The following is a 25800-nucleotide window of genomic DNA, read 5'->3' as shown; positions in this document are numbered from 1 at the left end:
GCTCAGCCGAAGCGTGCGGGCCGGTACGGATGGGGATCGATATAGGTCGGCGCGCCCGTCATCATTTCGGCGAGCAGGCGGCCGGTCGCGGGCCCGAGCGTGAGTCCGTGATGGCAATGACCGAACGCGAACCACAAATGCCGGTGGCGCGGCGCGGGCCCGATCACCGGGCGCATGTCGGGCGTGCACGGCCGCATCCCGAGCCACGGCTCCGGGTCGAGCCGCTCGCCGATGCCGAACGCGTCACGCGCCAGCGGTTCGGCGCGCGCGAGCTGCACGCCGGTCGGCGGCGCGTCGGGCAGCGCGATCTCGACGCCCGTCGTGAGCCGCAGGCGGCCGCCCTCCATCGGCGCGACGACGAAGCCTGCCTCGGTATCGCACACGGGCACGTTCAGCGGCGTGCGCGTCGGCCGGTAATGCATGTGATAGCCGCGCTTCGCGCGCAGCGGAATCCGGTAACCGAGCGGCGCGAACACCTGATCGGACCAGGGGCCCAGCGCGACCACGGCCGAGCGTGCCACGAGCGGCCCGTGTTCGGTCCGGACCTGCCAGCCGTCATCCACCTGCACGAGCGTCGTCGCGTCGCCGCGCACGAACGTGCCGCCGTCACGCTCGAACAGCCGCGCATAGGCCTTGGTCAGCCCGCCCGGGCTCGACACGGTCTTCGGGTCCTGCCAGTGAAACGCGCCGCAGAAGGCGTCGCCGATACCGGGCTCGCGCGCGCGCAGCGCATGCGCGTCGAGCACGGTCATCCGCAGCCCGTGCGCGTCGGCCACGCGCTGCTGCGCGCGCGCTTCCGCGTCGAACAACGCGGGCGAACGAAACGCCTCGATCCAGCCGCCGTCGTGCACGAGCGGCTGCGCGTCGGTGCGCGCGAGCAGCGCATCGTGCTCGACGACGCTCGCCGCCACGAGCGGCAGCAGGTCGCGCGCGGCGGCCGCGAGCCGCTGCGGCGACGATTCGCGCCAGAAGCGCGCGAGCCAGCCCGCATACGCGGGCAGCGCACGGTAGTCCCAATAGAGATCGACCGAGCGGTTGCGCGCATAGCGCAGCAGCGTGCCGAGCCGGCGCGGAAACGCATACGGCACGACCGACGAGCGCTCGATCAGTCCCGCATTGCCGTGGCTGGTTTCCTCGCCGGGCGCGCGCCGGTCGACGAGCGCGACGCGCAGCCCGCGATCCTGCAGATGCAGCGCCGACGACACGCCGACGATGCCGGCCCCCAGAACGATCACGTCGAAATCCATGGTTCCCCGCACTGCGTCGAGATGGGATGCGCCGTGCGCCGGCCCCGCGGCCGGCACGCGGCGGCGCTTACTTCGCGATGATGTCGCGCTTGAAGTACTTCTGCGACAGCGCGCTCAGCGTGCCGTCCTTCTTCAGCGCGTCGAGCGCGCCGACGATCTTCGCCTGCAGCGCCTTGTCGTTCTTGCGCATCCCGAAGCCGGTGCCTTCGCCGAGCGTCGCCGGATCCTTCAGCGGTTCGCCGACGATCTGGTAGTCGCGGCCGGCCGGCTTGTCGAGGAACCCGTCCTGCGCGGTCTGCGCTTCCTGCACGGCCGCGTCGAGACGCCCCGCGACGAGATCGGCATAGATCTGGTCCTGATCCTGGTACGACACGACGGCCACGCCCGCATTGGCCCAGTGCGCCTTCAGGAAATCCTCCTGCGACGAGCCCTGCAGCACGCCGACGTGCTTGCCGCGCAGGCTCGCGACGTCGGGCTTCAGCGGCGAGCCGTGCTTCGCGACCATCACGATCGGCACCACGTAGATCGCCGGCGTGAAATCGATGCTCTGCTTGCGCTTCGCGGTGATGTTCATCGCCGAGTTGATCGCGTCGAACTTGCGCGCCTGCAGCGCCGGGATCAGCCCGTCGAACGAATTCTCGACCCACACGCACTTCATGTTCAGCTTCGCGCACACCGCGTTGCCGACGTCGACGTCGAAACCCTGCAACTGGCCGGCCGGCGTCTTGCTCTCGAACGGCGGATAGGCGGCTTCGATCCCGAAGCGCAACGTGGTTTCCGCATGGGCCGTGACGGCCGCGCACGCGAGCGCCGCAGCGGCGCAGAGGGAAAGTTTCCAGTTCATGACGGTCCTTCTGTTCTGGAGTGTGGCGATGAAGATCGGGTCGTACGGCGCGCCGGGTCGGGCGCCGGGTCGGCATTCGACGCAGGTGGCCGCCGCATGGCGACGTGTCGGGTCCCGCACGCAGAAATATAGACTTAAAGTCTACTATAGACCATAGGGGATACGAGGAGATCGCGCTGCTTCTTCACGTCGAAATTTCGTCACCCGCTCGGAATGCCCTTGATTTCATGGCGTTTTTTATGAAGACGGCAAAGAATCTCTGTCCCGAAAATAAAAATCCTCCCGATTTCATTTGTCTATATTAGACTTTTCGTCCATAAAAAACCCCACCGGACGCCGTCTTTCGAGACTTTCTGTCCAGCCCGAACCGGAGATGTCCTCATGACGCAAACCGTCCCTACTCTGCCGCTGACCGTCGACGAGGCCGCGGTGCGCGCGGCGCTGCCGTCGCTCGACGTGCTCGGCACGCTGCGCCGCATGTTCGCGTCGCTCGCCGCGGCGCGCGCGGTGCAGCCGCCGCAGACGCTCACGCTGTTTCCCGACCAGGCCGGCGACTTCATCACGTATCTCGGCGCGCTCGCCGACGCACAGGTATTCGGCGCGAAGCTGTCGCCGTACGTCGTGACGGGCGGCAAGCCCGACGGCAAACCGATCGTCACCGCGTGGACCGCGCTGATGTCGATGCGAACCGGCCAGCCGCTGATGTGGTGCGACGCCGGGTTGCTGACCGTCGAGCGCACGGCCGGCACGACGGCGCTCGCGGTCGACTGCCTCGCGCCGCGCGACGCGCGCCATCTCGCGATCGTCGGCGCGGGCGCGGTCGGCCTCGCGCACCTGAAGCACACGGCGGCGCTGCGCGACTGGGACACGATCCGCGTGTACTCGCCCGCGCTGGCCGGCGATGCGGCGCTGCAGGCGGGCCTCGCCGCGCTCGACCCGCGCGCACGCGCGGCGGCGAGCGTCGAGGCCTGCGTGCGCGACGCGGACGTGGTGATGCTGTGCACGTCGTCGGGCACGCCCGTGCTCGGCGACGGAATGCTCACGCGCCCCGCGCTCGTCACGTCGATCAGCACGAACGTCGCGCGCGCGCACGAAATCCCGCCCGCGTGGCTGCCGGACATGGACGTCTACTGCGACTACCGGCACACGACGCCCGCGAGCGCCGGCGAGATGCAGATCGCCGCGGCCGAGCACGGCTGGGATGCCGGCCGGATCGTCGGCGACCTGCCCGCGCTCGTCGCCGGCAGTTGCGCCGCGCCATCGCGCACGCGTCACGCGTTCTTTCGCTCGATCGGCCTCGGGCTCGAGGACATCGCGATCGCGCACGCGCTGTACGCGCATCTGACGCGCGCATGAGCGGCACGCGCACGCGGGGCCGATACAATGGCGCAACCGCCGCGGCGGCCGCGCGCGCGCACGGGCATGCCGACCGACGGTACGCCGGCTCGCCGGCCCGGCACGCTGCCCGGCGCCCGCCCACCCGAGATCGCGACACCGATGCGCAAGAAGAAATCTCCCGTCAAAGACCTGCTGCTCACCCGCTATGCGCCGATCGCCGACGGTATCGCCGCGCTGTTCTTCCCGTACGCGGAAGTCGTGATCCACGACCTGCACGACCAGACCGTGCTGTATCTCGCGAACAACCTGTCCAAGCGCGAGGTCGGCGACGATTCGGCGCTCGAGGAAATCGATCATTCGGCGCGCGAGCGCGTGATCGGGCCGTACGAGAAGCTGAACTGGGACGGCCGGCGCATGCGCTGCGTCAGCAACGTGCTGTTCGACGACGAAGGCCGGGCGGCCGGGATGATGTGCATCAACTTCAACATCGCGGTGTTCGACGAGGTACGCGCGACGCTCGACCTCTTCATCAAGGGCGCGGGCGTCGTCGCGCAGCCCGACGAGCTGTTCCGCGACGACTGGCAGGAGCGCATCAACACGTTCCTGCACGGCTGGCTGCGCGAGCGCCAGGTCGGGCTGAACGGGCTCACGCGCGAACACCGGCGCGAGCTCGTCGAGGCGCTGTACGCGGAAGGCGCGTTCCGCGGCAAGAGCGCGGCGAACTACGTCGCGAACGTGCTGGGGATGGGGCGCGCGACGGTCTACAAGCACCTCAAGCATCTGAAGGAAACCCAAGGCGACGCCTGAACGCGACGCGGCGAGCGTAATGACGGCCGGCCCGGTCATCGGTACCGGGCTGGACTGCCGGTTTCGCGTCCATGCTTCGCGACAGGCGGGCGCGGCCCCTTCCGCACGGTCCCCCGGACGACGAAACGTCGAAACATAAAGTGATATAGTCTCGGTTACACTTTTTGCCGCCCCGGACCGCCCATGACGACCGCTCCTGCCCCGACTGCCCGCCTGACCCTGACCGTCGAAATCTGGTCCGACCTGATCTGCCCGTGGTGCTGGATCGGCAAGCGCCGCTTCGACGAGGCGCTGGCCGCGTTCGCGCACGCCGACCGCGTCGACGTCGCGCTGCGCGCATACCGGCTGATGCCCGGCCAGCCCGTCGAGCCGGTCGAGGCGATGCTGGCGGGCAAGTACCGGATGTCGCCCGCGCAGGTCGACCAGATGCTGCGCCAGGTGACCGAGGCGGCGGCGAGCGTCGGGCTGCGCTACGACCTGCCCGGCACGCTCGTCGGCGACACGCTCGACGGCCACCGGCTCGTCAAGCTCGCGGAAGCCACGGGTCGCGCGCATGCGCTGACCGAGCGGCTGTATCGCGCGTATTTCTGCGAACACGGCTCGCTGTTCGATCATGCCGCGCTGACCGAATTTGCGGTCGAAGCCGGGCTCGAGCGCTCGGCCGTCGAAGCGGTGCTGCACAGCGACGCGCACCGCGACGAAGTCGAGGCCGACATCGCGCGTGCCGCGCAGATCGGCGGGCGCGGCGTGCCGCTGTTCGTGTTCGGCGGCCGCTACGCGGTGTCCGGCGCGCAGCCGGCCGACGCGTTCGCGCAGGCGCTCGACCGGGCGTGGCGCGACGGCATCGTCGCACTCGGCGGCAGCGACGCGGCCGCCTGCGGCCCCGACGGCTGCGAACTGCCCCAGTCGTAACGCGCCGCCCGCTGCACGCGCGCCGGGCCGGGCGCCACTACGCGACGCTCCTGCCACAAACCGGCAGGAAGCCCGCGCCGTCGACGTCTACAATGCATCCTTTCAAATAACTATCAGAAGGCTGCAGGCCCATGACCCACGGGATTCACGGCGAGAAGCGCTGGTACGCGCTGATCGTGCTCTGTCTCGGCGTGCTGATGATCGTGCTCGACAGCACGATCGTGAACGTTGCGCTGCCGTCGATCAGCACCGACCTCCACTTCACCGAAACGGCCCTCGTGTGGGTCGTCAACGCATACCTGCTGACGTTCGGCGGCTGCCTGCTGCTCGGCGGCCGGCTCGGCGACCTGTACGGCCAGCGACGCATGTTCCTCGCGGGCCTCGTCGTGTTCACGCTCGCGTCGCTCGCCTGCGGCCTCGCGCAATCGCAGGCGATGCTGATCGCCGCGCGCGCGGTGCAGGGGCTCGGCGGCGCGGTCGTGTCGGCCGTCTCGCTGTCGCTGATCATGAACCTCTTCACGGCCCCCGGCGAACGCGCCCGCGCGATGGGCGTCTACGGCTTCGTGTGCGCGGGCGGCGGCAGCATCGGCGTGCTGCTCGGCGGGCTGCTGACGAGCTCGCTGTCGTGGCACTGGATCTTTCTCGTCAACCTGCCGATCGGCGTCGCGGTCTACGCGATGTGCGTCGCGCTGCTGCCGCGCACGCGTGCGCCGGCTGGCACGGCGCGGCTCGACGTCGCCGGCGCGATCACCGTGACCGCGTCGCTGATGCTGGCCGTCTACGGGATCGTCGGCGGCAACGAGGCCGGCTGGCTGTCGACGCAGACCGTCGCGCTGATCGGCGCGGCCGTCGTGCTGCTCGCGCTGTTCATCGCGATCGAGTCGCGCGCCGCGCATCCGTTGATGCCGCTCACGCTGTTCGCGGCGCGCAACGTCGCGCTCGCGAACACGATCGCCGTGCTGTGGGCGGCCGCGATGTTCGCGTGGTTCTTCCTGTCCGCGCTGTACATGCAGCGCGTGCTCGGCTACGGGCCGCTGCAAGTCGGCCTCGCGTTCCTGCCGGCGAACCTGATCATGGCCGCGTTCTCGCTCGGGCTGTCGGCCCGGATCGTGATGCGTTTCGGGATCCGCGGCCCGATCGCCGCCGGCCTGCTGATCGCGGCGTGCGGCCTCGCGCTGTTCTCGCGCGCGCCGGTCGACGGCGGTTTCGTGTGGCACGTGCTGCCCGGCATGACGCTGCTCGGCATCGGCGCGGGCGTCGCGTTCAATCCGATGCTGCTCGCCGCGATGAGCGACGTCGACCCGGCCGATTCCGGGCTCGCGTCGGGCATCGTCAACACCGCGTTCATGATGGGCGGCGCGCTCGGGCTCGCGGTCCTCGCGAGTCTCGCCGGCGCCCGCACCGACGCGCTCGCGGCAGCGCGGGCCGCGCCGCTCGACGCGCTGAACGGCGGCTACCACGCGGCCTTCGCATTCGGCGCGGCGTTCGCGGCCGTGGCCGCGCTGATCGGGTTCGCGCTGCGGATCCGGCCGCCACGCGCGGTCGAAGGCGCCGGCCCGGCGCTGCACTGACCGTCGGCAGCCGAACCGGGAGCCTTCATCGAATCAGGGCGCGCCGTGTCGCGCCCTTTTTTGCGCGCAGCGGAGGCGCGCGGTTCGTCATATCTGTCAGGCTGACGACGATCCTCGCCCCCGGCTCAAACGCCCGTTTCACATCCCGCCGGCCGCCGCCCGCGCGAGCCTTCCCGGCCGATTTTTAACGCGGTCGTACATTGAAGCGCCACTTTTGCGACAATGGCGGACTTTGATGCGCGCCGCCGCGGCCGCGCGCCGTCGCCGAACGCCGCATAACCGCCTGCTTCCGATGTCGCTTCCCCATATCGATCTGCTGTACTCCCTGTCCGGCCTGTTCGTCGGCATTCTCGTCGGCCTGACGGGCGTCGGCGGCGGTTCGTTGATGACGCCGATTCTCGTGCTGCTGTTCGGCGTCCACCCCGCGACGGCGGTCGGCACCGACCTGCTGTACGCGGCCGCGACCAAGGCCACCGGCACGCTGGTCCACGGCCTGAAAGGCTCGATCGACTGGCGCATCACCGGCCGGCTCGCGGCGGGCAGCGTGCCGGCCGCGGCGCTCACGCTGTGGTGGCTGCACACGCACGGGATGAACACGCCGGGCACCGCGCGGATGATCCAGCTCGTGCTCGGGGTCGCGCTGCTGCTCACGTCGCTCGCGTTGATCTTCCGGCCGCAGCTCACGGCATTCGCCGCGCGCAACCCGCTCGCGCCGAGCCCCGCACGCACGCTGTGGTCGACCGTGCTGACGGGCGCCGTGCTCGGCGTGCTCGTGTCGATGACCTCGGTCGGCGCCGGCGCGATCGGCGTGACCGTGCTCCTGCTGCTGTATCCGCTGCTCGCGACGACCCGCATCGTCGGTTCCGACATCGCGCATGCGGTGCCGCTCACGCTGGTCGCGGGCATGGGCCACTGGCTGCTCGGCTCGGTCGACTGGTCGATGCTGCTGTCGCTGCTGCTCGGTTCGCTGCCCGGCATCGTGCTCGGCAGCCTGCTGTCGGCGCGCGCGCCCGAGCGGCTGCTGCGCAACCTGCTCGCCGCGACGCTCGTCGCGGTCGGCGTGCGGCTCGTGCTGGCGTAAGCAGCCTCTCACGCCTGCCGAAAAACGCCGCCTCAGTGGGTACCCCCCACAACCATCTGTCGCCTGTCTTGACGGATGACCAAGCGGTTTCACGACATACCGGTCAGCGCACGTGCAATAGGCAGGTATTTCGCCAGGATGCCCAGCATGGTGGCGGCCTCGGCTTTCGACACCGGCGGAAACGGCGAAACGTACGACGTGCCGTTGCGTCGCTCGTGGGCCTTCGTGATGAAGGCGAATTCCGGGGGGCTCACACCCAACGAGGTAGAAACGCGCTGGATAGCCAGATTGCGGCCGGCATCTTTGGTCCTCACCTCGTAGAACTCGAGAACAGCCTGTACGAGCTGGAAGTAGCCTTCGTAGGCCAAGGTAAATACCTGCAAATGCCGGGTGGGATCCAGTTCGTCGGCAGTGGCCTTGTAGTCCTCCGCATTGCGCAGGAAGCCCGCGATTGCCCCGGGCGTCGGCGCAACCGCCTCGAAGGCTCTCGTCTTGACGAGGTTTTCGTATTCGGTCGGACGCGGCATCACAGAATCCTCAAAGTCGGGCCCTGGGCGATCTGCGCGATAACGGGATCGCTATCGACCAGCGCGGCCCATTCGGCAGGTTCGTACAACGAGAAGTTGATGGGACGCCGCAGATCATGCTCGGCCGCGTGCAAGGCTTCGGATAGCTCGAGAAGTTGGGCGTCGCCGATGACGATCAGGTCGATGTCGCTTCGGCTGCTGTCGGTACCCTTGGCCACCGAGCCAAACACGAAGGCCGTGGAAATATGCCCGGCAAAAGGCAACAAGGCGTCCTTCAACGGCTCCGCGACAGCGAACGTCTTTCGCGCGATCTCGACGAGTTCCGGATAGAGGACGAAGTCCGTATTTGCGCGGATGCTCCGCTGCCGGCCTCGGCGCGCGTCCTCCTTGAGTACGCCGGCCTCAATCAGCCGGTCTATCTGCTTTTGAGCGCTGCCGTGTCCACTGCTTGCCAGACGCAGCAATTCCTGCAGCGTAAAGCAGCGGTCGGGTTCGAGCAACGTGGCACCCAGCACACGTTGCATACCGGGTGTGAGGAGAAAGTCGGCGACGCCCACAAAAATCCTTGGATCGGGGATGACTGTCCTCATTATGAGGATTTCTCACCTAATCCTCAATAGAGGGATATAAATCCCTATTTCGAGGATTAAGTGTGCCATCACCCGCAACTTCCGGGGCGACGCCCGTCGAACACAAAAACCGATGCCCCGGGAGTCCATGACTCACGGGGCATCTGGAACAACAGCGACGCCACCAACGCACGAGACCGGAAGCACCGGCCCCCATTGCGCGAGTGCACTTTTTCGTCGCGTCGCGGCGGGCACCACCCGCCGCCCGCCGCGCTTACTGCCCCTGCTGCTGCAGTTTCTGCTGCTTCAACTGCTGCGTGCGCGCCTGCAGCTTCAGCACGCGCTGCAGCGCGGTGCGGTTCGCGAGGATGCCGTCGTAGAAGCTGGCGAGATCGCCCTTCAGCGCGGTCCGCGACGCGTCGTTCAGGTAGATCATGTGGCCCGACGGGTAGTTCTTGATCGTCAGGTTCTGCGCCTTGAGCGTCGGATCGAGCGGCATCTGCGCGAGCGTCAGCTCCGTCTGGTGGAACGGCGTGACGGCGTCGAAATAGCCGTTCGCCGACAGCACCTTCAGGTCCGGGTTCACGCTCATCGTCGACGCCAGGTCGCCGGCCGTGTACAGCGTATTGCCACCGCCCTTGTTCGCGCCGGTCGGGTCGATATGGCTGAAGTCCCAGTTGTTGAAGACCTGGTCGTTCAGGTCCACGAACGACGACGTCGACGTGTACTTGAGGTCGGTGTTGATGTAGCTGTTCCACAGCACCGTGTACGCGCCGCCGACGTTCGTGATCGACGGATCGTTGCTGCCGGAGTTCGGCAGGATGTACGGCGCGATGCCCTTGCCCGTGAAGTTCGCGCGACCGTCGTACTGGCCGATCTGCGTGCCCGGCACGAGCGTCAGGAAGAACGTGTACGGCGGGTTGTCGTCCGACGACGGCACGTTGCCGAGCGCGGCCGGGTTGCCGAAGGTCTGGATCAGCGACGTCGGGTCCGTGCCGATGTACGCGCCCATCTGCTGCGCGGTCGCGAGCTTCAGGTTCAGCCGCACGTTCACGAAGCCGCCGTCCTGCGGGTTCGGCTTCTGCGCGAGCGGCGCGAGCGTGTTGTCCGCGTAGTTGCGGGCCTGGACCATGTACGCGTCGAGATCGGTCGGCGTCGGGTTCAGCGTCGTCTTCTTCCAGTAGAACGCGTCGGCCGCGAGCGTCGGGAACGTGCCCGGCGCGGACAGCGCGTTCGCGTAGTCGAGGATCGACGACTGCAACGTGATCCCGTTCAGGTCGATGCCGTCCTCGTGCAGCACCCACGACACGACCGCGCTACGCGCGGTGCCGTACGACTCGCCGTACAGGAACTTCGGCGAATTCCAGCGCGAATACTTGGTCAGGTAGCGCTGGATGAAACGGTCGATCGAGCGCGCGTCCTGGTCGGTGCCCCAGAAGTCCTTGTTCTTCGCCGGGGCGATCGCCGTCGAGTAACCGGTGCCGACCGGGTTGATGAACACGAGATCGGTGCGGTCGAGCAGGCTGTCCGGGTTGTCGAGCAGCTTGTACGGCGCGGGCGGCGTGAAGTTGGGGAACGACGACTGCAGGCGCTTCGGCCCGTACGAGCCGAGCAGCAGGTAGACCGACGACGAGCCGGGGCCGCCGTTGTAGAAGAACGTGACCGGGCGCGGCTTCGACGGGTCCGGATTGTCCTGCGTGTACGCGACGTAGAACATCTTCGCGTTCGGCGCCGACGTGATCGGATCGATCGTCGTCAGGTGGCCGGTGGTGGCCGTGTACTTGATCGTCTTGCCGCCGATCGCGACCTGCCGGTGCACGACCGCCGCGCCTTCCGTCGAGTCGGTGACCGCGTCGTTCGGCCCGGTGCCGTACACGTCGGTGTCGACGTACGGCTGGTCGGCCGCGGTGGCGGTCGTGGCGTCGGCGGTGGCCGACGTGCTGCCGCTGGACGTCGCGGCCGCGGTGGCGGCCGCCGCGCTCGGGCTCGGCCCGTCGTCGCCGCCGCATCCCGTGACGAGCAGCGCCGCGGCCGCCGCGGCGGCGAGCGGTACGCTCAAGGTCGTTCCGAATAGCGCGAAACCGTCTTTCAAGGACTTCCGTGTCGTCATTATTGCCTCTCGAACAGAACGATAAATACCGCCGGTCGCAAAGGATCATTTGCGCCGACGCTCCGCACCAGGAATGCATTCGTTATGCGACGCACTCCGAGTTTTTTACCGGATCGGCGCATACCGACCGGCACGATTTACCCCCACCCATGTTTTTGCAACCGCACAATGGAATCAATTCCATTGCAAACGACCATTCAACGGTTCGCGGCAATATGAATTCATTTCACGAATTCGCACGCGCACGAAATCGATGACAAAGAATCACCCCGTGAAGCCCGCCCACCGGGGCACCTTCACTTCGAACGGACGAACGATTCCCGTCGGCGAGACACCGATTAATCGCGAAACGGCGATCAATCGCGACTCGAGCAGATTGAATAAAACCGAAAGGATCGATTAACTAAACGGAAAGGAATATTCTCGTATCAGTAATTTATTAAATTAAGTGAAAATATCGGCGCATATTAGGTTCCGGATTTATCGCCGTAAAGTAATAATTTGTTACAGCGCTCGCCATTCGGATAGAAGGCGGTACGGGACCGATTCCAGGCGACGTCGATAAAAAAGCCGGACGGCTGTCCGGCTGGCGGGAGGGGGCGCGACGGCCCGGCCGTCAGAGCGGCACGTCGATCGTGCCGGCGCCGACGGAAATCGCGTTCGCGCCCGGCGCGGCCGAGATCGGCGGCAGGTTCGCGCTCGTCAGCGCGGGCGCGGCGCCCGGCGTGCCGCCGCGCGGCACCGTGCGGATCACCTGCGACGGCGGCAGCGGCGCGCCGTTCTTCAGGTGCTGCCACATCAGGTTCAACGCCTGCACGTTGTAGTAGTGAACCGGCACGAAGCGCGTGTCGAAGCCCGGCACCGACAGGAACGCGTCGAAGTGCTGGCCGTTGGTCACCTCGTAGAACACCAGCTGGCTGCGCCCGGCTTCGCTGATGCCGTTCTGCGCGACGTACGCGCGCGACGCGTGGTTCACCGGCACGAGCGCGTCGCTGCGGCCCTGCACGATGATCGCCGGCTTGCCGTGCAGGTTCGCGTTCACGCGCACTGTATCGACGTTCGCGGGCATCCCGAGCATCCCGTTGGTCCACAGCTGGCGCAGGCACAGCGCGCCCGCGAAGCTCGCATCGGGCGTCGCGAGCCGGTGGTCGACGCCGGCGCCGTTGTTGAACACGAGATTGATGCCGGCCGTCGGCGGCACGCCGTTGCCGGCGCCGAACACGGCCGGCATCGGCGACGCGGCGGGTGGCGCGACCGCGCCCGTCGCCGGGTTCGTCGTCGCGAAGCTGAAGTTGCACAGGTTGTCGGTGACGCGCGAGCGTGTGTACGCGTTCGCATAGGTGACCGCGATCGCGGGAATCGCCTGCGAATCCCACATCGACGCCTGCAGCAGGTCGGAATCGGCCAGATAGCCGGCCGCGTGGAGCTGCGCGAGCGCGTCGGCCGCCTGGCTCTGCGTGTCGGCGCCCGCCACCAGCCCGGCCGCGGCGAGCGTCGCGCAGCGCTGCGTGCGGATCGACTGCGTGGTCGCGGCCGGCAGCGCGCTCAGATACGGTGCGCCGGCGAGCGACGCCGACGCGGCCGCGCACGGTTCCAGCAGGTTCGCGAGCGTCGCGTAATCGGCCAGCGGCCGGCCGAACGACGGCACCGGCTGGCCACCCGCGCGGACCACCGCATTCGGCGCCATCCGCACGTTGATCTGCGGCTCGCCGACCACGACCGCGGTAATCCAGCCGCGGCTGTCCTGCTCAGCCGCCGCGAGCGACGCGCCGCCGCCGTTGCTGACCGACGCGGCGATCGTCGTGATGTCGCCCGCTCGATAACGCACGCCGTGATGCGTACCGTCGATCACCGGTCCGAACTGCTCGTTGAGCGCCCAGTACGCAAATTCGACCGACTGCAGCGTCGCGCGCCCCCAGTCCTGCTCGGGATTCTGTTGCGAATGCGCGTGCTTGAACGCGTAGCGGTTCGGGAAACGGCTGTTGAACGCGGCGAGATCGCCGCTCGTCACGTTCGCGGTAAACAGGCTCGCGGTGCCGGCCAGCACCGCGTTGGCGAGCGTGCCGTCGATCAGCGTGACGGTGTCGGAGCCGAGCTCGTGCGCGCCGTTGCCGCCGCCCTTGTCGTTGTAGGCCACCGCGCAGCCGCGCTTGAGCGCCCACTCGCCGGCCGCGGAAATCGCGCCGTACACGCCGCGCGAGCCGGACGACGTCGCGGTGACGATGCAGGGCTGCGCGGGATCGAAGCGGGCGGGTACCTGCACGAGCAGCGTCACGTTCTTCGTGCCGCTGCCATCATCGGCGTACGCGAGATATTCGGTGCCGGCGATCTTGCCTTCGCCGAGCGTATCATTGCCGTCGAGGTCGACGTTCGGCCCCCAGAAGCGGCCGTAGCCGCCGTTCGCGCTCATGTCGACGAGCGCGCGGTAGTTCGACCAGATCGCGAGGCGGCGCAATTCCGCGCTGGTCGGCCGCGCCGGGTTCGCGAAGCCGGGCGCGCTCGCCGCGGCAAGGCCCGTCTTGCCGAGGCCGGCCGTCAGCAGGTCGTCGCTCGCGCCGTCGTAGGCCGTCGTGCGCACGCTGCCGGCCACGAAGCCGGGCAACCGGTTGCGCTCGGCCGAATCGTCGCCGTTGCAGGCGCCGAGCATCGCGACCGCGGCCAGCGCCGCTCCCCACACCACCCGCCTGCCCCACCCGAGCTTCGTCATCGCCGCCCTCTCGATATCGTTATCGGTCCGCCGCCGCGTCGCGCGGCTTTCGGCCTCTGAAGCGCAAACGGGCCCCGGCATGCCGGGGCCCGCCTGGAACGGGCGTGCGCGGCGCTCGCGCGCCGCCGCCCGGCGTTACTGCTGCTGCACCGTCAGCTTGTTCGAGACCGACGTCACGCCCTTCACGCTCTTGGCCGCCTCTTCCGCCTTGTCGATCTGTGCCTGGTCGGGCACCGTGCCCTCCAGCGAGATCGCGCCGCCCTTCGAGCGCACGACGATGTTCGCCACGTCGATGCCGCCGGCCTTCGTAATGGCCTTGCGCACCGCGTAGCCGAGCTTGCGGTTCGCCTTCTTCGCGGTTTTCGCGGCGGCCTTCGGCGCGCTCGTCGCGGCCGCCGGCGCTTCCGTTGCCGCTGCGTCGCTCGACTGCGCATACACGCTGCCCGACAGACAGGCCGCCACGGCGGCGACGCCCAACGCTCTCAACACGATCGACTTCATGCTATCTCCTTATCACTCCGGAACGGCCGTGCACAGTACGGCCGGATACCCCCAAAAACAGCCGGCCCGCGCGCGAACGGGCGGGACAGCCGGTGTTTTCCACGGCGATACGAGAGAGGCGTCACGGGCCGGCGGCCGGCGCACGCGAAAGCGGGCCGGCCGGGCCGGACAGCCGCCGGCCGGACGCGCCCGGTCTCATCACGTGCCGGGTCGCGCGCGAATCGGGCGCGGCTGCGTCGCACAATGTAATCCAGCGCCCGCGGAAGCGCAAAGCTTTTGACGCGGCGGCGCCCGCCGCCGTCGCCGCGCAGCCGCGCGAGCCCGCCCGACTCGCGCATGCGCGGGGAAACCGGTTACCATCGCCGCGAGAATCCGCGTCGTCCCGCGACGACCGTCACCGATGCGTCACGCCAGCGTCATCCGCCGATCCCATGAAGCCTGCCCGCCCTCGCCCGCCGCGCCGCATCCTCGCCCGCTTCGTCGCCGTCTCGTGGCGCGACCTCGCGCTGTCGATCGGCCCGACCGTGCTGCTCGCCGGCGCGGCCGTCTGGCTCGCGGTCAAGCTGATCCAGCCGGCGCCGCCGTCCACGCTCGTGATCTCGTCCGGGCCGCCCGGCAGCACGTACTGGAACGCCGCGCAGAAATACAAGGCGATCCTCGCAAAAAACGGCGTCACGCTCGACGTTCAATCGTCCGAAGGTTCCGCGCAGAACCTCGCGCGGCTGTCGAACCCGAACGCGCCGGTCGACGTCGGTTTCGTGCAGAGCGGCATCGGCCCGAAGGAGCGCGACGAGCATCTCGTGTCGCTCGGCAGCATCGGTTACGTGCCGCTCGCGATCATGTACCGCGGCCCGGTCGTCGCGCGCCTGTCCGACTTCAAGGGCAAGCGGCTCGCGCTCGGCGCGGAAGGCAGCGGCGCGCGCGAACTGAGCCTCGCGCTGCTGAAGATGAACGGCATCGTGCCGGGCGGCCCGACCGAGCTGTTGCCGACCGCCGGCGAAGACGCCGCGACCGCGCTGCTCGACGGCAAGATCGACGCGGCCTTCCTGTCCGGCGACTCGACGCAGATCCCGGTGATGGCGAAGCTGTTCCGCGCGCCGGGCGTGCACGTGTATTCGTTCACGCAGGCCGAGGCCTATGCGCGGCGCTTTCCGTACCTGACCGCGATCACGCTGCCGATGGGCGTCTACGACCTCGGCCGCAACCTGCCGCCCGCCGACATCCACACGGTCGCGCCGACGATCGAACTCGTCGCGCGCGACTCGCTGCACCCCGCGCTGTCCGACCTGCTGATCGAGGCCGCGCGCGAAGTGCACGGCCACGCGACGATCCTGCAGCATGCCGGTGAATTCCCGTCGTCCGTCACGCGCGGCTTCCCGCTGTCGGACGATGCCGCGCGCTACTACAAGTCGGGCAAGACCTTCCTGTACCGGCGGCTGCCGTTCTGGGTCGCGAGCCTCGTCGACCGGCTGCTGGTGGTGGTCGTGCCGCTGATCGTCGTGCTGATCCCGGGGCTGCGGCTCGTGCCGTCGCTGTACGGCTGGCGCGTGCGCTCGCGCATCTACCGGTGGTACGGCGCGCTGATCGCGCTCGAGCGCAGCGCGCTCGGCGAACATACGGCGGAGGAGCGCGTCCAGCTGCTTGACGAGCTCGACGACATCGAGGAAGCCGTGAACCGGATGAAGATGCCGCTCGCGTACGCCGGACAGTTCTACGTGCTGCGCGAGCACATCGGCTTCGTGCGCGAACGGCTCACCGCGCACGACCAGGACGCGCCGGCGGGCCCGCCCGGCGCCGGCAGCGCGCCGCAGGGGCGCGCCGACCCCGCGCCGCCGGCCGGCGACGCCCCCCGGGCGACTCCCGGTTCCGCGTGAGCGGACGATCCGCGATCATTGCTGCATGCGCGTGCCGCCGCGTAACATGGAGGCCGCCGCCAGGCGCCGCACGCCCCACCTTCTGGAGAACGACATGACAACCGGCCTCGATACCGCCCAACCCGCCTGGTTCTTCGACTTCGTGTCGCCGTTCTCGTATCTGCTGCTCGAGCAGCACGACAAATGGCCGGACGTGCCGTTCGACCCGGTGGCCGTGTCGCTGCCCGACCTGCAGCGCCACTGGGGCCAGCGCTCGAGCGCCGACGTGCCGGCCAAGCGCGTGTTCACGTACCGCCACGCGCTGTTCCGCGCGGAACAGCTCGGCATCCGCTTCAAGATGCCGCCCGCGCACCCGTTCGATTCCGACAAGGTGCTGCGCCTCGCGATCGCGCTGCGCGCCGATATCGTCACCGTGCTGGAAATGTTCCGTTTCATCTGGCGCGAAGGCAACGATCCGTCGACGCCGGAAGGCTTCGCGGCGCTGTGCGAACGCGTCGGCGTCGGCCACGGCGACGAGCTGATCGAATTCGAGGAAACCGCTGCGCAGCTGTCGCGCAACACGGCCGACGCGATCGCGCTCGGCGTGTTCGGCGTGCCGACGTTCTGGATGAACCAGCAATTGTTCTGGGGCGAGGACGCGCTGCCGATGGTGCTGTACTGCGCACGCACGCCGAACTGGCTCGAATCGCGCGAGGTCAAGCGGATCAGCACGCTGCCGAAGGGACGTGCGTGATGGCCGGTATCACGCACGGCAACGCGCGGCTGCGGTAAGGTTACGCGTCACCCGAATCACCCTCCACGAATGGACGACGACCGTACCGCCTCGCTCGACATCTGGCTCGTGCGCGTGTTGCGCACGCTGCTGCTCGAGCGCAGCGTCACGCAGGCCGCGCTGCGGCTGAACCAGACCCAGCCCGCGATCAGCACCGCGCTGCGCAAGCTGCGCGAGACGCTGAACGACCCGATCCTCGTGCGCGGCAAGTCGGGCATGGTACCGACCGAATACGGCGCATCGCTACTCGAAGCCGCGTCGCGCGCGCTGCGCGAGGTCGACTTCATCGCGACGCCGCACGGCGACTTCGATCCGTCGTCCGCGCGGCGCACGTTCCGCGTCGCCGCGCCCGACTACCTGAACGATTTCTTCATGCCGACGCTGATCGAGCGTTTTCGCGACGCGGCGCCGCATGCCCATCTGGAAATCGATTCGCTGAATCCCGCGCTCGACCACGCGGGCGCGCTCGAATCGGGCGCGCTCGATCTCGTGATCGGCAACTGGCCGAAGCCCGACCCGCAGTTCGCGCGCCAGGACCTGTTCTCCGACACGATCGTGTGCCTGATGCGCGACGCGCATCCGCTCGCCCGCGCACCGCTCACACGCGAAGCGTACGCGTCGGCCGCGCACGTCGCGCCGACGCCGTACACCGGCGACAAGCGCAACGCGATCGAGATCGGCCTGGCACGCGCGCGCCTCACGCGGCGCATCGTGACGACGCTGCCGTACTTCGGCATCGTGCCGCAGGTGCTGCTGCAGTCGGACCTGATCTTCACGACGACGCGCCGCTTCGCGACCCACTATGCGCAACTGCTGCCGCTCGTCGTCGCCACGCCGCCCGTGCCGTTCCCGCGCATCAAGAGCTACCTGCTCACGCACCCGCAACCCGATCGGCCGACCGACATCGCGTGGCTGTGCGCGCTGATGCAGAGCGTGTCCGACGAGCTGACGGTCGTCCGCACGCGCAAGCGCTGACGCCGCGGCCGGCGTGAAGCGCGGCTGGTCAGGCAGCGCGGTCGCTCAGGCCGTGCAGAAGGTTTCCTGCAGATGGGACCAGCGCACAACGCCCGCCGCATCACGCGTGAGCACGGCGGTCGCGCGGCGCGCAGGCAGCTCGCCCGCTGCCGCGTGCTGCGCTTCGAGATAGGTGAGCACCGCATGCGCTGCGTCGGCCGCGAGCACGCGGATCTCCGACAGCGTGATGCGCAGCCCCGGCTTCGCGCCCGCCAGCTTCGCGAACAGCGCGCGCGTGCCGTCGTGGTCGACCACGCGGCCGTCGGTCAGGATCATCGTGAATTCACTGGAAAACGCCGCGAGCAGCGCGTCGAGCGCCGCCGGCGCGGTATCGACGCCGGACAGCCAGCGCTCGATGGCGACGAGGCTCGCGTCGAGCGCGTCGAGATAGACGGAGTGATCGGACATGGGCGCGTGCACGGTGAGATGAAGCGCGGCCCGCTGCCGCGCGTTGTCGTGCAGTGTAGGCAAAAACGCGCGGCCGTGCGCCGGCCGCGCGGGGTCGGCGTCTTATCGCATGCAACTCACATCGTCGCGCGCGCGCCCGGCCGCGACTGCCTTCGCAGCGGCCACCGGCATGCCCGAGCGGGCCTGCAGCAGCTCCGCGCAGACGGCCACCGCGATCGCGCCCGGCGCCTTGTCGACGATGCCCGCGACGCCGATCGGGCACACCATCTCCACGAGCCGCGCGGGATCGACGCCGCGCGCGGCGAGCCGGCGCTCGAACTTCACGCGCTTGGTGCGCGAGCCGATCATCCCGAAGTACGCATAGTCGCGCCGCCGCATGATCTGCGCGGCGAGCGAGAAGTCGAGCGCGTGGTTGTGCGTCATCACGAGGAAGTACGCGCCGGGCGGCGCCGCGTCGACGACGGCCTCCGGCGTGTCGGTCGGCTCCGGCTGCACGTTCGGCGGACATTCGTCCGGGAACAGCTCGTCGCGCGTGTCGACCCACTGCACGACGCACGGCAGCGCGCCGAGCAACGTGACGAGCGCGTGGCCGACGTGCCCCGCGCCGAACAGCACGACGTGCATCGGCGCCGGCGCGCCGGTCGCGCGGTTGCGCTGGCCGGTGCCTTGCGCGAACGGCTGCATCGACGACGGCGCGCCGCCACACGCGCCGTCGCATCCGGCGGCGGGCGCCTGCGACGCGGCACGAGGCGAACGAGCGGGCCCGTTCATGCCGGCCTCCGCCGGGCCGGCCTGACGACGAGGCTCACCGCCCCGTCGGGGCCGGCGCACGAAGCGAGCGCGGAGAGGCGGTTCATCTCAGCCTGCCCGCGCGGCGCTCGCCGCCCGCACCGCGCCGATCGCGCGCAGGATCGACTCGCCGGTGGCTGGCGCGTCGAGCGGCGGGTTCACCCGGTAGTCGCCGACCGCGGCCACGGCGTCGCGCACCGCGAAGAACACCGAGAACGGCAGCAGCAGCGGCGGTTCGCCGACGGCCTTCGAACGGTGGATGCTGTCCTCGACGTTGCGGTTCTGGAACAGCCGCACGTTGAACTCGGGCGGCGTGTCGTTCACCGTCGGGATCTTGTACGTCGACGGCGCATGCGTCATCAGCTTGCCGCCCTGGTTCCACCACAGCTCCTCGGTCGTCAGCCAGCCCATCCCCTGGATGAACGCGCCTTCGACCTGGCCGATGTCGAGCGCCGGGTTCAGCGACGCGCCCACGTCGTGCAGCGCGTCGACGCGCAGCGTGCGCATCTCGCCCGTCAGCGTGTCGATCACCACTTCCGACACGGCCGCGCCGTACGAGTAGTAGTAGAACGGCCGGCCCTGCAGCTTCGACTGGTCCCAGTACAGCTTCGGCGTCGCATAGAAGCCGTCGGACCACAGCTGCACGCGCGCGAGGTACGCCTTCGCGATCACTTCGCCGAACGGCACGCCATGGCCGCCGACCCACACCACGTCGTTGCCGAACTTCACGTCGGCCGCATCGACCTTGCCGTCGCCGAACTGCTTCGCCGCGAACACCGCGAGCCGCTCGCGCAACTGGCGCGCCGCATCCTGCGCGGCCTTGCCGTTCAGGTCCGACCCGGTCGACGCGGCGGTCGCGGACGTGTTCGCGACCTTGCTGGTATCGGTCGCCGTCACGCGGATCCGGCCGAAGCGGATGCCGAGCTCGTGCGCGACCACCTGCGCGACCTTCGTGTTGAGCCCCTGCCCCATCTCCGTGCCGCCGTGGTTCACGAGCACCGAGCCGTCGGTGTAGATGTGCACCAGCGCGCCGGCCTGGTTGAAGTGCGTGACGTTGAACGCGATGCCGAATTTCACCGGCGTGAGCGCGATGCCCTTCTTCAGCACCGTGTTGCGTGCGTTGAAGGCGCGCACGCCCGCGCGCCGCGCACGGTAGTCGCTCGTCGTCTCGAGTTCGCCGAGCAGCTCCTGCAGCACGTTGTCCTCGACCGTCTGCCCGTACGGCGTCACGTTGCGTTCGGTCTTGCCGTACAGGTTCGCGTAGCGCACGTCGAGCGGATCACGGCCGAGCGAACGCGCGATGTCGTCGAGGATGTATTCGATCGCGAACGCGCCCTGCGGGCCGCCGAAGCCGCGGAACGCGGTGTTCGACTGCGTGTTGGTCCTGCCGCAGTAGCCGGCGATGTCGACGTCGCCGAGCCAGTACGCGTTGTCGAAGTGGCACACCGCGCGCGTCATCACCGGGCCGGACAGGTCGGCCGAGAAGCCGCAGCGCGACGTCATGTCGAGCGCGACGCCGTCGATGCGGCCGTCGTCGTCGTAGCCGACGTCGAAGCGGTAATGGAAGTCGTGCCGCTTGCCGGTGATCATCATGTCGTCGTCGCGGTCCGGGCGCAGCTTCACCGGGCACAGCAGCTTCCACGCGGCGAGCGCCGCGCAGCACGCGAACAGGCCCGACTGCGATTCCTTGCCGCCGAACCCGCCGCCCATCCGGCGGCATTCGACCAGCACGTTGTGCGACGCGACGCCGAGCACGTGCGCGACGAGGTGCTGCATCTCGCTCGGGTGCTGCGTCGAGCAATACACGTGCATGCCGTCGTCGTCCTTCGGCACCGCGTACGCGATCTGCCCTTCCAGATAGAACTGTTCCTGCCCGCCGAGCAGCATCTCGCCCGACTCGCGGTGCGGCGCGACCGCGAGCCGCGCGGCCGCATCGCCGCGTGCGAGCTTCAGCGGCGGGATCACGTAGGTTTCGGCCGCGCGCGCTTCCTGCGCGGTCAGGATCGCCGGCAGCTCCTCGTAGTCGACCTGCGCACGGCGCGCGGCGAGCCGCGCGATGTCGTGCGACGTCGCGACGACGATGAACATCGGCTGGCCGACGAACTGCACGACGCCCTTCGCGAGCACCGGATCGTCGTGGATGATCGGACCGCAATCGTTGACGCCCGGAATGTCGTCGGCCGTGAACACGGCGACCACGCCCGGCGTCGCGCGCACCGCGTCGAAGTTCATCGACACGATCTTCGCGTGCGGCTTCGCCGACAACCCGAGCGCCGCGTGCAGCGTGCCGGCGACGATCGGAATGTCGTCGGTGTAGGTGGCGCGCCCGCTCACGTGCAGGTGGGCGGATTCGTGGGCGCGCGACACGTGCACCTGCGCGGCGTCGGCTTGCGGGTCGAGGGTGCTCAGGAACGGTTCTGCTTGCTGGTTCATGTTCGGTGTTCTCCGTCTTCAGACGCGCGCCGATGCATCGGCAACGTCGGCGCCGGCTTCGGCGGCCACTTCACGCACGTTCAGGGCTTGCGGCGGCAGCGGGTCGTGCGGACGCGTCTCCAGCCAGAACCGGTACACCAGGTTCTTCGCGGTATCGAGCCGATACCCGCTCGTCGCGCGCATGTCCGACAGCGGCTGGTAGTCGCGCTCGAGCGCCTGCATCGCGGCCTGCGCGGTGGCTTCGTGCCACTGCGCGCCGTCGAGCACCGCCTCCGTGTGGGTCGCGCGCTTGGGCGTCGCGGCCATCCCGCCGAACGCGATGCGCGGCTCGCGGATCGTGTCGCCGTCCGCGATGAACGCGAATGCCGCGCACACGGCCGAGATGTCGGAGTCGAAGCGCTTCGACAGCTTGTAGGTGCGGAACTGCAGCTGTTCGCGCGCGCCGGTGCGGGTCGGCACCTTCAGGCCGACGACGAATTCGTGCGGCGCCATGTCCTTCTGCTGGTAGCCCGTGTAGAGCGCCTCGAGCGGCAGCTCGCGCACCGTGTCGCCGCCGCGCAGCACCACGCGCGCGCCGAGCGCGATCAGTCCCGGCATCGAATCGCCGATCGGCGAGCCGTTCGCGACGTTGCCGCCGATCGTGCCCGCGTTGCGGATCGGCAGCGACGCGAAGCGCTTCCACATCTCGGTCAGCTCCGGATACGTGCCGGCCAGCGCCGCATAGGCCTTCTCGACCGTCACGCCCGCGCCGATCTCGATCCAGTCGCCACGCTCCGCGAGCCGCTGCAGTTCGGCGATCTGGCCGACGTAGATCAGGTCGTCGAGCCGGCGCATCTGCTTGGTGACCCACAGGCCGATGTCGGTGCTGCCGGCGAGAATGCGCGCGTCGGGACGCTCGGCCTTCAGCGCGGCCAGCGCGTCGAGCGTGCGCGGCGCCGTGAAGCGTGCACCGTCGACCGTCGTGTAGTCGAACGTGTCGTCGCGCTTGAGCGACGCGAGCGTGCGGGCCAGCGCGGCCGTGTCGACCGGCGCCGACGCACCTTCGCCGGTCGCACCTTCGCCGGCCGCGTCGAACATCCGCACCGCCGCATCGACGATCGGACGATAGCCGGTGCAGCGGCACAGGTTGCCGGTCAACGCGTCGGCGATCTCGGTGCGCGTCGGCACGTCCTTCGCCTTCGCGCACGCGCTGCCGCAGCCTTCGTGGCCGTGCTTCTCGTACAGCGCCCACATCGACATCACGAAGCCGGGCGTGCAGAACCCGCATTGCGAGCCGTGGCAATCGACCATCGCCTGCTGCACCGGATGCAGCGTGCCGTCCGGCTGGCGCAGGTCCTCGACCGTCAGCAGCGCCTTGCCGTCGAGTGTCGGCAGGAACTGGATGCACGCGTTGACGGCCTTGAACTCGACCGCGCCGGCGTCGGTCAGCTCGCCGACGACGACCGTGCACGCGCCGCAGTCGCCTTCCGCGCAGCCTTCCTTGGTGCCGGTGCAATGCGCGTCCTCGCGCAGGTATTGCAGCACGGTGCGGGTCACGTCCGCGCCGCTGACTTCGCGGATCGCGTGACGATGGTAGAAGCGGATCGGCTCACTCATGTCTCGATGGTTCTTCAAATGGGGGGCAAGGCGGCCTGCGCGGAGCGCTCGACCGACGTTTTTCTGACAGTTTGCACGCTATCACCGTCAAATTCCGCAACCCATAGCCCATCACGCATGCGGCCCATATAACTGCCGCGATATGCGCGCCGCGCCGGCCGACAGCCTTGTCGCACGGTGCGCCCGGGCCCGCCCTGGTCGCCCGCGACCGTCCGTGATCCGCCAGAACAAGGTTCGATTAACTAAATGGTACCTGCGGGAAAACCGGTTCCATGGGAAAATCCCGATTCCCTTTTCCGCCGTTTTCCGTTCGTTTCACCATTCGTTCCGACCCCATGTCAACCGATTCCGCCACACCGCCGCGCAGCGGGCTCGCGGTCACGCTGCAAATCGTGTCCGTCGTCTGCTTCACGTTCATCTGCTACCTGACCATCGGCCTGCCGCTCGCGGTGCTGCCGGGCTTCGTCCACGACGACCTCGGCTTTTCCGCGATCGTCGCGGGCGGCGCGATCAGCGTCCAGTACTTCGCGACGCTCGCGTCGCGGCCGCTCGCCGGGCGCCTCGCCGATACGCTCGGGCCGAAGCAGACGGTGCTGCGCGGGCTGATCGGCTGCGGCGTGTCGGGCGTGCTGCTGCTCGTCGCGCTGCTGCTCGCGCACTGGCCGGTCGCGAGCCTCGTGCTGCTGGTCGCGAGCCGGCTCGTGCTGGGCGTCGGCGAAAGCCTGTGCGGCACCGGCGCGATCCTGTGGGGCATCGGCCGGGTCGGCGTCGCGCACAACGCGAAGGTGATCTCATGGAACGGCATCGCGACCTACGGCGCGCTCGCGCTCGGCGCGCCGGTCGGCGTCGCGATCGCGCATACGCTGAATCCGGCGCTGATCGGCGTGATCGTCATCGCGCTGGCCGCGCTCGGCTTCTACCTCGCCCGCCTGATCGATCCGGTGCCGCTCGTGCACGGCGAACGGATGTCGTACGCGAGCGTGTTCACGCGCGTGCTGCCGCACGGCCTCGGCCTCGCGCTCGGGTCGGCCGGCTTCGGCTCGATCGCCACCTTCGTCACGCTGTACTACGCGGCGCGCCACTGGCCGAACGCCGCACTGTCGCTGACGGTATTCGGCACGCTGTTCATCGGCGCGCGCCTGCTGTTCGCGAACACGATCAAGACCTACGGCGGCTTCCGCGTCGCGATCGTGTCGTTCGCGTTCGAATGCTCGGGCCTCGTGCTGCTGTGGCTCGCGCCGGTGCCGCACGTCGCGCTCGTCGGCGCGGCGCTCACGGGCTTCGGCTTCGCGCTGATCTTCCCGGCGCTCGGCGTCGAAGCCGTCGCGCTCGTGCCACCCGCGAGCCGCGGTGCGGCGCTGTCCGCGTACTCGGTGTTCCTCGACCTGTCGCTCGGCATCACCGGCCCGCTCGCCGGCTATGTCGCGGGCGCGTTCGGCTATCCGCAGGTGTTCCTGTTCGCGGCGGTGGCCGCCGCCGCGGGCGTCGCGCTGTCGATGATGCTGTACCAGCGGCAGGCGCGCGTGGCGGGCAGCGGCGCGGCGGCCTGATCCCGCCGGCACCGTGCCTGGCAGCCCGGCGGCCGGTCGCGAACGTCGCACCGCCGCCGCGCCAAAAGAAAACGCCCGCGCGATGCGGGCGTTTCGTCATCCGTCGACCGGGTACGGCGGCCGCGCGGCCCGATCAGGCCGTGCGCAGAAACAGCCGGCGCGTGAGGTCGAACGCGACGAGATTGCCGGCCACCACGAGCAGCAGCCCGATCACCGCCAGCGGCGACCACTGGTAGCCCTCGAACACCGTCGATACGGCCAGCGCGACGATCGGGAACAGCACCGTGCAGTACGCGGCGCGCTCCGGCCCGATCCGGCCGACGAGGGTCAGGTATGCGGTGAAGCCGATCACCGAGCCCGGCACGGCCAGGTACACGAGCGCGCCGAGATAGCGCGGGCTCATGTCCGGCGTGAACGGCATCCCGGCCAGCGCGCTGCCGACGGTCAGGATCGCCGCGCCGATCAGCATCGCCCAGCCGTTGGTCGCGAGCGGGTGCAGCCCCATCGACTGCATCCGGCTCGACAGCAGGTTGCCCGCCGAGAAGCACATCGTGCCGGCGAACGCGATCGCGAGCCCCGTCCAGGTCGCGTGGTCGTCGAGATGGCCAGCCATCTGCTGCCAGAACAGGCACGCGATGCCGGTCAGGCCGAGCAGCGCGCCGGCGATCGCCGACGGCCGCAGCGGGCGGCCCATGAACAGCCGCCCGTTGATCGAGTTCAGCAGCGGCGCGGTCGAGAAGATCACCGCGACGAGCCCGCTCGGCACGACCTGCTCCGCGTAGTAGAAACACAGGAAGTTCAGGCAGAACAGCGCGAAGCCCTGCGCGACGAGAAAGCGCCACGCTTCGCGCGGCGGGCGCGCCGGCCGGCGCATCACGCGCAGCAGCGCGAACAGCACGGCGGCCGCGAGCCAGAAGCGCCACGCGATCGATACGGGCGGCGGCACCGAGCCGAGTTGCCACTTGATCGCGATCCAGGTGGTGCCCCAGATCAGCACGGTGACGAAATAAAGCGACAGGTTCATGGCGGCAATCCGGAAAATCGGGTGAATCGGGATCCCGACTATGCCGCCGCACGGCGCGTGCCGATTGTCCGGAATTGCGGTCTTTTTCGGCGCGCCGCACGCGCCGTCGCGCGCCCGCTTATACTC

General features: G+C 69.1%; 21 protein-coding genes. 9 read left to right on the top strand and 12 right to left on the bottom strand.

Going from position 1 to position 25800, the window contains the following annotated elements:
• Positions 1 to 2: 2 nt before the first annotated feature.
• Complete coding sequence (locus tag DFS13_RS06275; protein ID WP_006496680.1) at positions 3 to 1247, bottom strand: FAD-binding oxidoreductase; 1245 nt, start codon at positions 1245 to 1247, stop codon at positions 3 to 5.
• Between the two features lie 67 nt (positions 1248 to 1314).
• The gene (locus DFS13_RS06270) at positions 1315 to 2091 is read right to left on the bottom strand and encodes an ABC transporter substrate-binding protein (protein ID WP_006496681.1); all 777 of its coding nucleotides are present in this window, start codon (positions 2089 to 2091) and stop codon (positions 1315 to 1317) included.
• Positions 2092 to 2472: 381 nt separating this feature from the next.
• On the opposite strand from DFS13_RS06270, the gene DFS13_RS06265 reads away from it, so the two are divergent.
• The 5 genes from DFS13_RS06265 (at position 2473) to DFS13_RS06245 (ending at position 7800) form a co-directional block, all read left to right on the top strand.
• Positions 2473 to 3447, top strand: coding sequence for an ornithine cyclodeaminase family protein (locus DFS13_RS06265; protein WP_111441478.1), 975 nt, complete (start codon positions 2473 to 2475; stop codon positions 3445 to 3447).
• Positions 3448 to 3588: 141 nt separating this feature from the next.
• Positions 3589 to 4236, top strand: a complete 648-nt coding sequence (locus DFS13_RS06260) for a transcriptional regulator (RefSeq protein WP_012492917.1) — start codon at positions 3589 to 3591, stop codon at positions 4234 to 4236.
• A gap of 183 nt (positions 4237 to 4419) precedes the next feature.
• Positions 4420 to 5148 carry a DsbA family oxidoreductase gene (locus DFS13_RS06255; RefSeq protein WP_111441477.1) on the top strand — a complete coding sequence of 243 codons (729 nt, stop codon included), beginning with the start codon at positions 4420 to 4422 and terminating at the stop codon, positions 5146 to 5148.
• 131 nt (positions 5149 to 5279) lie between these two features.
• A complete protein-coding gene (locus tag DFS13_RS06250; RefSeq protein ID WP_006485880.1) occupies positions 5280 to 6719 on the top strand; it encodes a DHA2 family efflux MFS transporter permease subunit in 1440 nt (479 codons plus the stop codon).
• Positions 6720 to 7011: 292 nt separating this feature from the next.
• A complete protein-coding gene (locus DFS13_RS06245) occupies positions 7012 to 7800 on the top strand; it encodes a sulfite exporter TauE/SafE family protein (protein WP_043205476.1) in 789 nt (262 codons plus the stop codon).
• A gap of 89 nt (positions 7801 to 7889) precedes the next feature.
• Here the strand turns inward: DFS13_RS06245 and DFS13_RS06240 are convergent, their stop codons facing one another.
• The 5 genes from DFS13_RS06240 to DFS13_RS06210 all read right to left on the bottom strand — a co-directional run bounded on the left by DFS13_RS06240 (position 7890) and on the right by DFS13_RS06210 (position 14214).
• Positions 7890 to 8327, bottom strand: coding sequence for a hypothetical protein (locus DFS13_RS06240; RefSeq protein ID WP_034200937.1), 438 nt, complete (start codon positions 8325 to 8327; stop codon positions 7890 to 7892).
• Positions 8327 to 8917, bottom strand: coding sequence for a nucleotidyltransferase domain-containing protein (locus DFS13_RS06235; RefSeq protein ID WP_034200938.1), 591 nt, complete (start codon positions 8915 to 8917; stop codon positions 8327 to 8329). Before DFS13_RS06235 ends, DFS13_RS06240 begins: the two co-directional genes overlap by 1 nt.
• A 253-nt stretch (positions 8918 to 9170) precedes the next feature.
• Positions 9171 to 11006: a S10 family peptidase gene (locus DFS13_RS06225; protein WP_048986311.1), complete on the bottom strand. Its 1836-nt coding sequence runs from the start codon at positions 11004 to 11006 to the stop codon at positions 9171 to 9173.
• A 616-nt stretch (positions 11007 to 11622) separates the two neighbouring features.
• Positions 11623 to 13713, bottom strand: a complete 2091-nt coding sequence (locus tag DFS13_RS06215; protein WP_080324030.1) for a D-(-)-3-hydroxybutyrate oligomer hydrolase — start codon at positions 13711 to 13713, stop codon at positions 11623 to 11625.
• 135 nt (positions 13714 to 13848) lie between these two features.
• Positions 13849 to 14214 (bottom strand): BON domain-containing protein, encoded by a 366-nt coding sequence (locus DFS13_RS06210; RefSeq protein WP_006489437.1) that lies wholly within the window; start codon positions 14212 to 14214, stop codon positions 13849 to 13851.
• Between the two features lie 431 nt (positions 14215 to 14645).
• Here DFS13_RS06210 and DFS13_RS06205 point away from each other — a divergent pair, with 431 nt between their 5' ends.
• From DFS13_RS06205 to DFS13_RS06195, 3 genes are all read left to right on the top strand, one after another.
• On the top strand, positions 14646 to 16088 hold the full coding sequence (locus DFS13_RS06205) for a TAXI family TRAP transporter solute-binding subunit (RefSeq protein ID WP_058902205.1): 1443 nt from the start codon (positions 14646 to 14648) through the stop codon (positions 16086 to 16088).
• Positions 16089 to 16182: 94 nt separating this feature from the next.
• Positions 16183 to 16821: a DsbA family protein gene (locus DFS13_RS06200; RefSeq protein ID WP_006496694.1), complete on the top strand. Its 639-nt coding sequence runs from the start codon at positions 16183 to 16185 to the stop codon at positions 16819 to 16821.
• Between the two features lie 69 nt (positions 16822 to 16890).
• A complete protein-coding gene (locus DFS13_RS06195; protein ID WP_006484931.1) occupies positions 16891 to 17835 on the top strand; it encodes a LysR family transcriptional regulator in 945 nt (314 codons plus the stop codon).
• Positions 17836 to 17880: 45 nt separating this feature from the next.
• On the opposite strand, the gene DFS13_RS06190 is transcribed toward DFS13_RS06195, so the two are convergent.
• The 4 genes from DFS13_RS06190 to xdhA all read right to left on the bottom strand — a co-directional run bounded on the left by DFS13_RS06190 (position 17881) and on the right by xdhA (position 23100).
• Positions 17881 to 18282 carry a polyketide cyclase gene (locus DFS13_RS06190; protein ID WP_048986314.1) on the bottom strand — a complete coding sequence of 134 codons (402 nt, stop codon included), beginning with the start codon at positions 18280 to 18282 and terminating at the stop codon, positions 17881 to 17883.
• 102 nt (positions 18283 to 18384) lie between these two features.
• The gene (gene xdhC, locus DFS13_RS06185; protein ID WP_048986317.1) at positions 18385 to 19053 is read right to left on the bottom strand and encodes a xanthine dehydrogenase accessory protein XdhC; all 669 of its coding nucleotides are present in this window, start codon (positions 19051 to 19053) and stop codon (positions 18385 to 18387) included.
• Positions 19054 to 19140: 87 nt separating this feature from the next.
• Complete coding sequence (gene xdhB, locus DFS13_RS06180; protein WP_006484995.1) at positions 19141 to 21504, bottom strand: xanthine dehydrogenase molybdopterin binding subunit; 2364 nt, start codon at positions 21502 to 21504, stop codon at positions 19141 to 19143.
• An 18-nt stretch (positions 21505 to 21522) separates the two neighbouring features.
• A complete protein-coding gene (gene xdhA, locus DFS13_RS06175) occupies positions 21523 to 23100 on the bottom strand; it encodes a xanthine dehydrogenase small subunit (RefSeq protein WP_111441476.1) in 1578 nt (525 codons plus the stop codon).
• 335 nt (positions 23101 to 23435) lie between these two features.
• Here xdhA and DFS13_RS06170 point away from each other — a divergent pair, with 335 nt between their 5' ends.
• Positions 23436 to 24650 (top strand): MFS transporter, encoded by a 1215-nt coding sequence (locus DFS13_RS06170; RefSeq protein WP_006484942.1) that lies wholly within the window; start codon positions 23436 to 23438, stop codon positions 24648 to 24650.
• A gap of 133 nt (positions 24651 to 24783) precedes the next feature.
• Here the strand turns inward: DFS13_RS06170 and DFS13_RS06165 are convergent, their stop codons facing one another.
• Positions 24784 to 25674: a DMT family transporter gene (locus DFS13_RS06165; protein WP_006484958.1), complete on the bottom strand. Its 891-nt coding sequence runs from the start codon at positions 25672 to 25674 to the stop codon at positions 24784 to 24786.
• Positions 25675 to 25800: the final 126 nt, after the last annotated feature.

It is taken from the genome of Burkholderia sp. 28_3, assembly GCF_003253915.1.
GTDB lineage: Bacteria > Pseudomonadota > Gammaproteobacteria > Burkholderiales > Burkholderiaceae > Burkholderia > Burkholderia cenocepacia.
This window is presented reverse-complemented; position numbering and strand designations above follow the sequence as displayed.

What these genes read in the sequence shown, in the direction of transcription:
- DFS13_RS06275 (WP_006496680.1), bottom strand. Translation starts at nt 1,247, where the DNA reads ATGGATTTCGACGTGATCGTTCTGGGGGCCGGCATCGTCGGCGTGTCG.
- DFS13_RS06270 (WP_006496681.1), bottom strand. Translation starts at nt 2,091, where the DNA reads ATGAACTGGAAACTTTCCCTCTGCGCCGCTGCGGCGCTCGCGTGCGCG.
- DFS13_RS06265 (WP_111441478.1), top strand. Translation starts at nt 2,473, where the DNA reads ATGACGCAAACCGTCCCTACTCTGCCGCTGACCGTCGACGAGGCCGCG.
- DFS13_RS06260 (WP_012492917.1), top strand. Translation starts at nt 3,589, where the DNA reads ATGCGCAAGAAGAAATCTCCCGTCAAAGACCTGCTGCTCACCCGCTAT.
- DFS13_RS06255 (WP_111441477.1), top strand. Translation starts at nt 4,420, where the DNA reads ATGACGACCGCTCCTGCCCCGACTGCCCGCCTGACCCTGACCGTCGAA.
- DFS13_RS06250 (WP_006485880.1), top strand. Translation starts at nt 5,280, where the DNA reads ATGACCCACGGGATTCACGGCGAGAAGCGCTGGTACGCGCTGATCGTG.
- DFS13_RS06245 (WP_043205476.1), top strand. Translation starts at nt 7,012, where the DNA reads ATGTCGCTTCCCCATATCGATCTGCTGTACTCCCTGTCCGGCCTGTTC.
- DFS13_RS06240 (WP_034200937.1), bottom strand. Translation starts at nt 8,327, where the DNA reads ATGCCGCGTCCGACCGAATACGAAAACCTCGTCAAGACGAGAGCCTTC.
- DFS13_RS06235 (WP_034200938.1), bottom strand. Translation starts at nt 8,917, where the DNA reads ATGAGGACAGTCATCCCCGATCCAAGGATTTTTGTGGGCGTCGCCGAC.
- DFS13_RS06225 (WP_048986311.1), bottom strand. Translation starts at nt 11,006, where the DNA reads ATGACGACACGGAAGTCCTTGAAAGACGGTTTCGCGCTATTCGGAACG.
- DFS13_RS06215 (WP_080324030.1), bottom strand. Translation starts at nt 13,713, where the DNA reads ATGACGAAGCTCGGGTGGGGCAGGCGGGTGGTGTGGGGAGCGGCGCTG.
- DFS13_RS06210 (WP_006489437.1), bottom strand. Translation starts at nt 14,214, where the DNA reads ATGAAGTCGATCGTGTTGAGAGCGTTGGGCGTCGCCGCCGTGGCGGCC.
- DFS13_RS06205 (WP_058902205.1), top strand. Translation starts at nt 14,646, where the DNA reads ATGAAGCCTGCCCGCCCTCGCCCGCCGCGCCGCATCCTCGCCCGCTTC.
- DFS13_RS06200 (WP_006496694.1), top strand. Translation starts at nt 16,183, where the DNA reads ATGACAACCGGCCTCGATACCGCCCAACCCGCCTGGTTCTTCGACTTC.
- DFS13_RS06195 (WP_006484931.1), top strand. Translation starts at nt 16,891, where the DNA reads ATGGACGACGACCGTACCGCCTCGCTCGACATCTGGCTCGTGCGCGTG.
- DFS13_RS06190 (WP_048986314.1), bottom strand. Translation starts at nt 18,282, where the DNA reads ATGTCCGATCACTCCGTCTATCTCGACGCGCTCGACGCGAGCCTCGTC.
- xdhC (WP_048986317.1), bottom strand. Translation starts at nt 19,053, where the DNA reads ATGAACGGGCCCGCTCGTTCGCCTCGTGCCGCGTCGCAGGCGCCCGCC.
- xdhB (WP_006484995.1), bottom strand. Translation starts at nt 21,504, where the DNA reads ATGAACCAGCAAGCAGAACCGTTCCTGAGCACCCTCGACCCGCAAGCC.
- xdhA (WP_111441476.1), bottom strand. Translation starts at nt 23,100, where the DNA reads ATGAGTGAGCCGATCCGCTTCTACCATCGTCACGCGATCCGCGAAGTC.
- DFS13_RS06170 (WP_006484942.1), top strand. Translation starts at nt 23,436, where the DNA reads ATGTCAACCGATTCCGCCACACCGCCGCGCAGCGGGCTCGCGGTCACG.
- DFS13_RS06165 (WP_006484958.1), bottom strand. Translation starts at nt 25,674, where the DNA reads ATGAACCTGTCGCTTTATTTCGTCACCGTGCTGATCTGGGGCACCACC.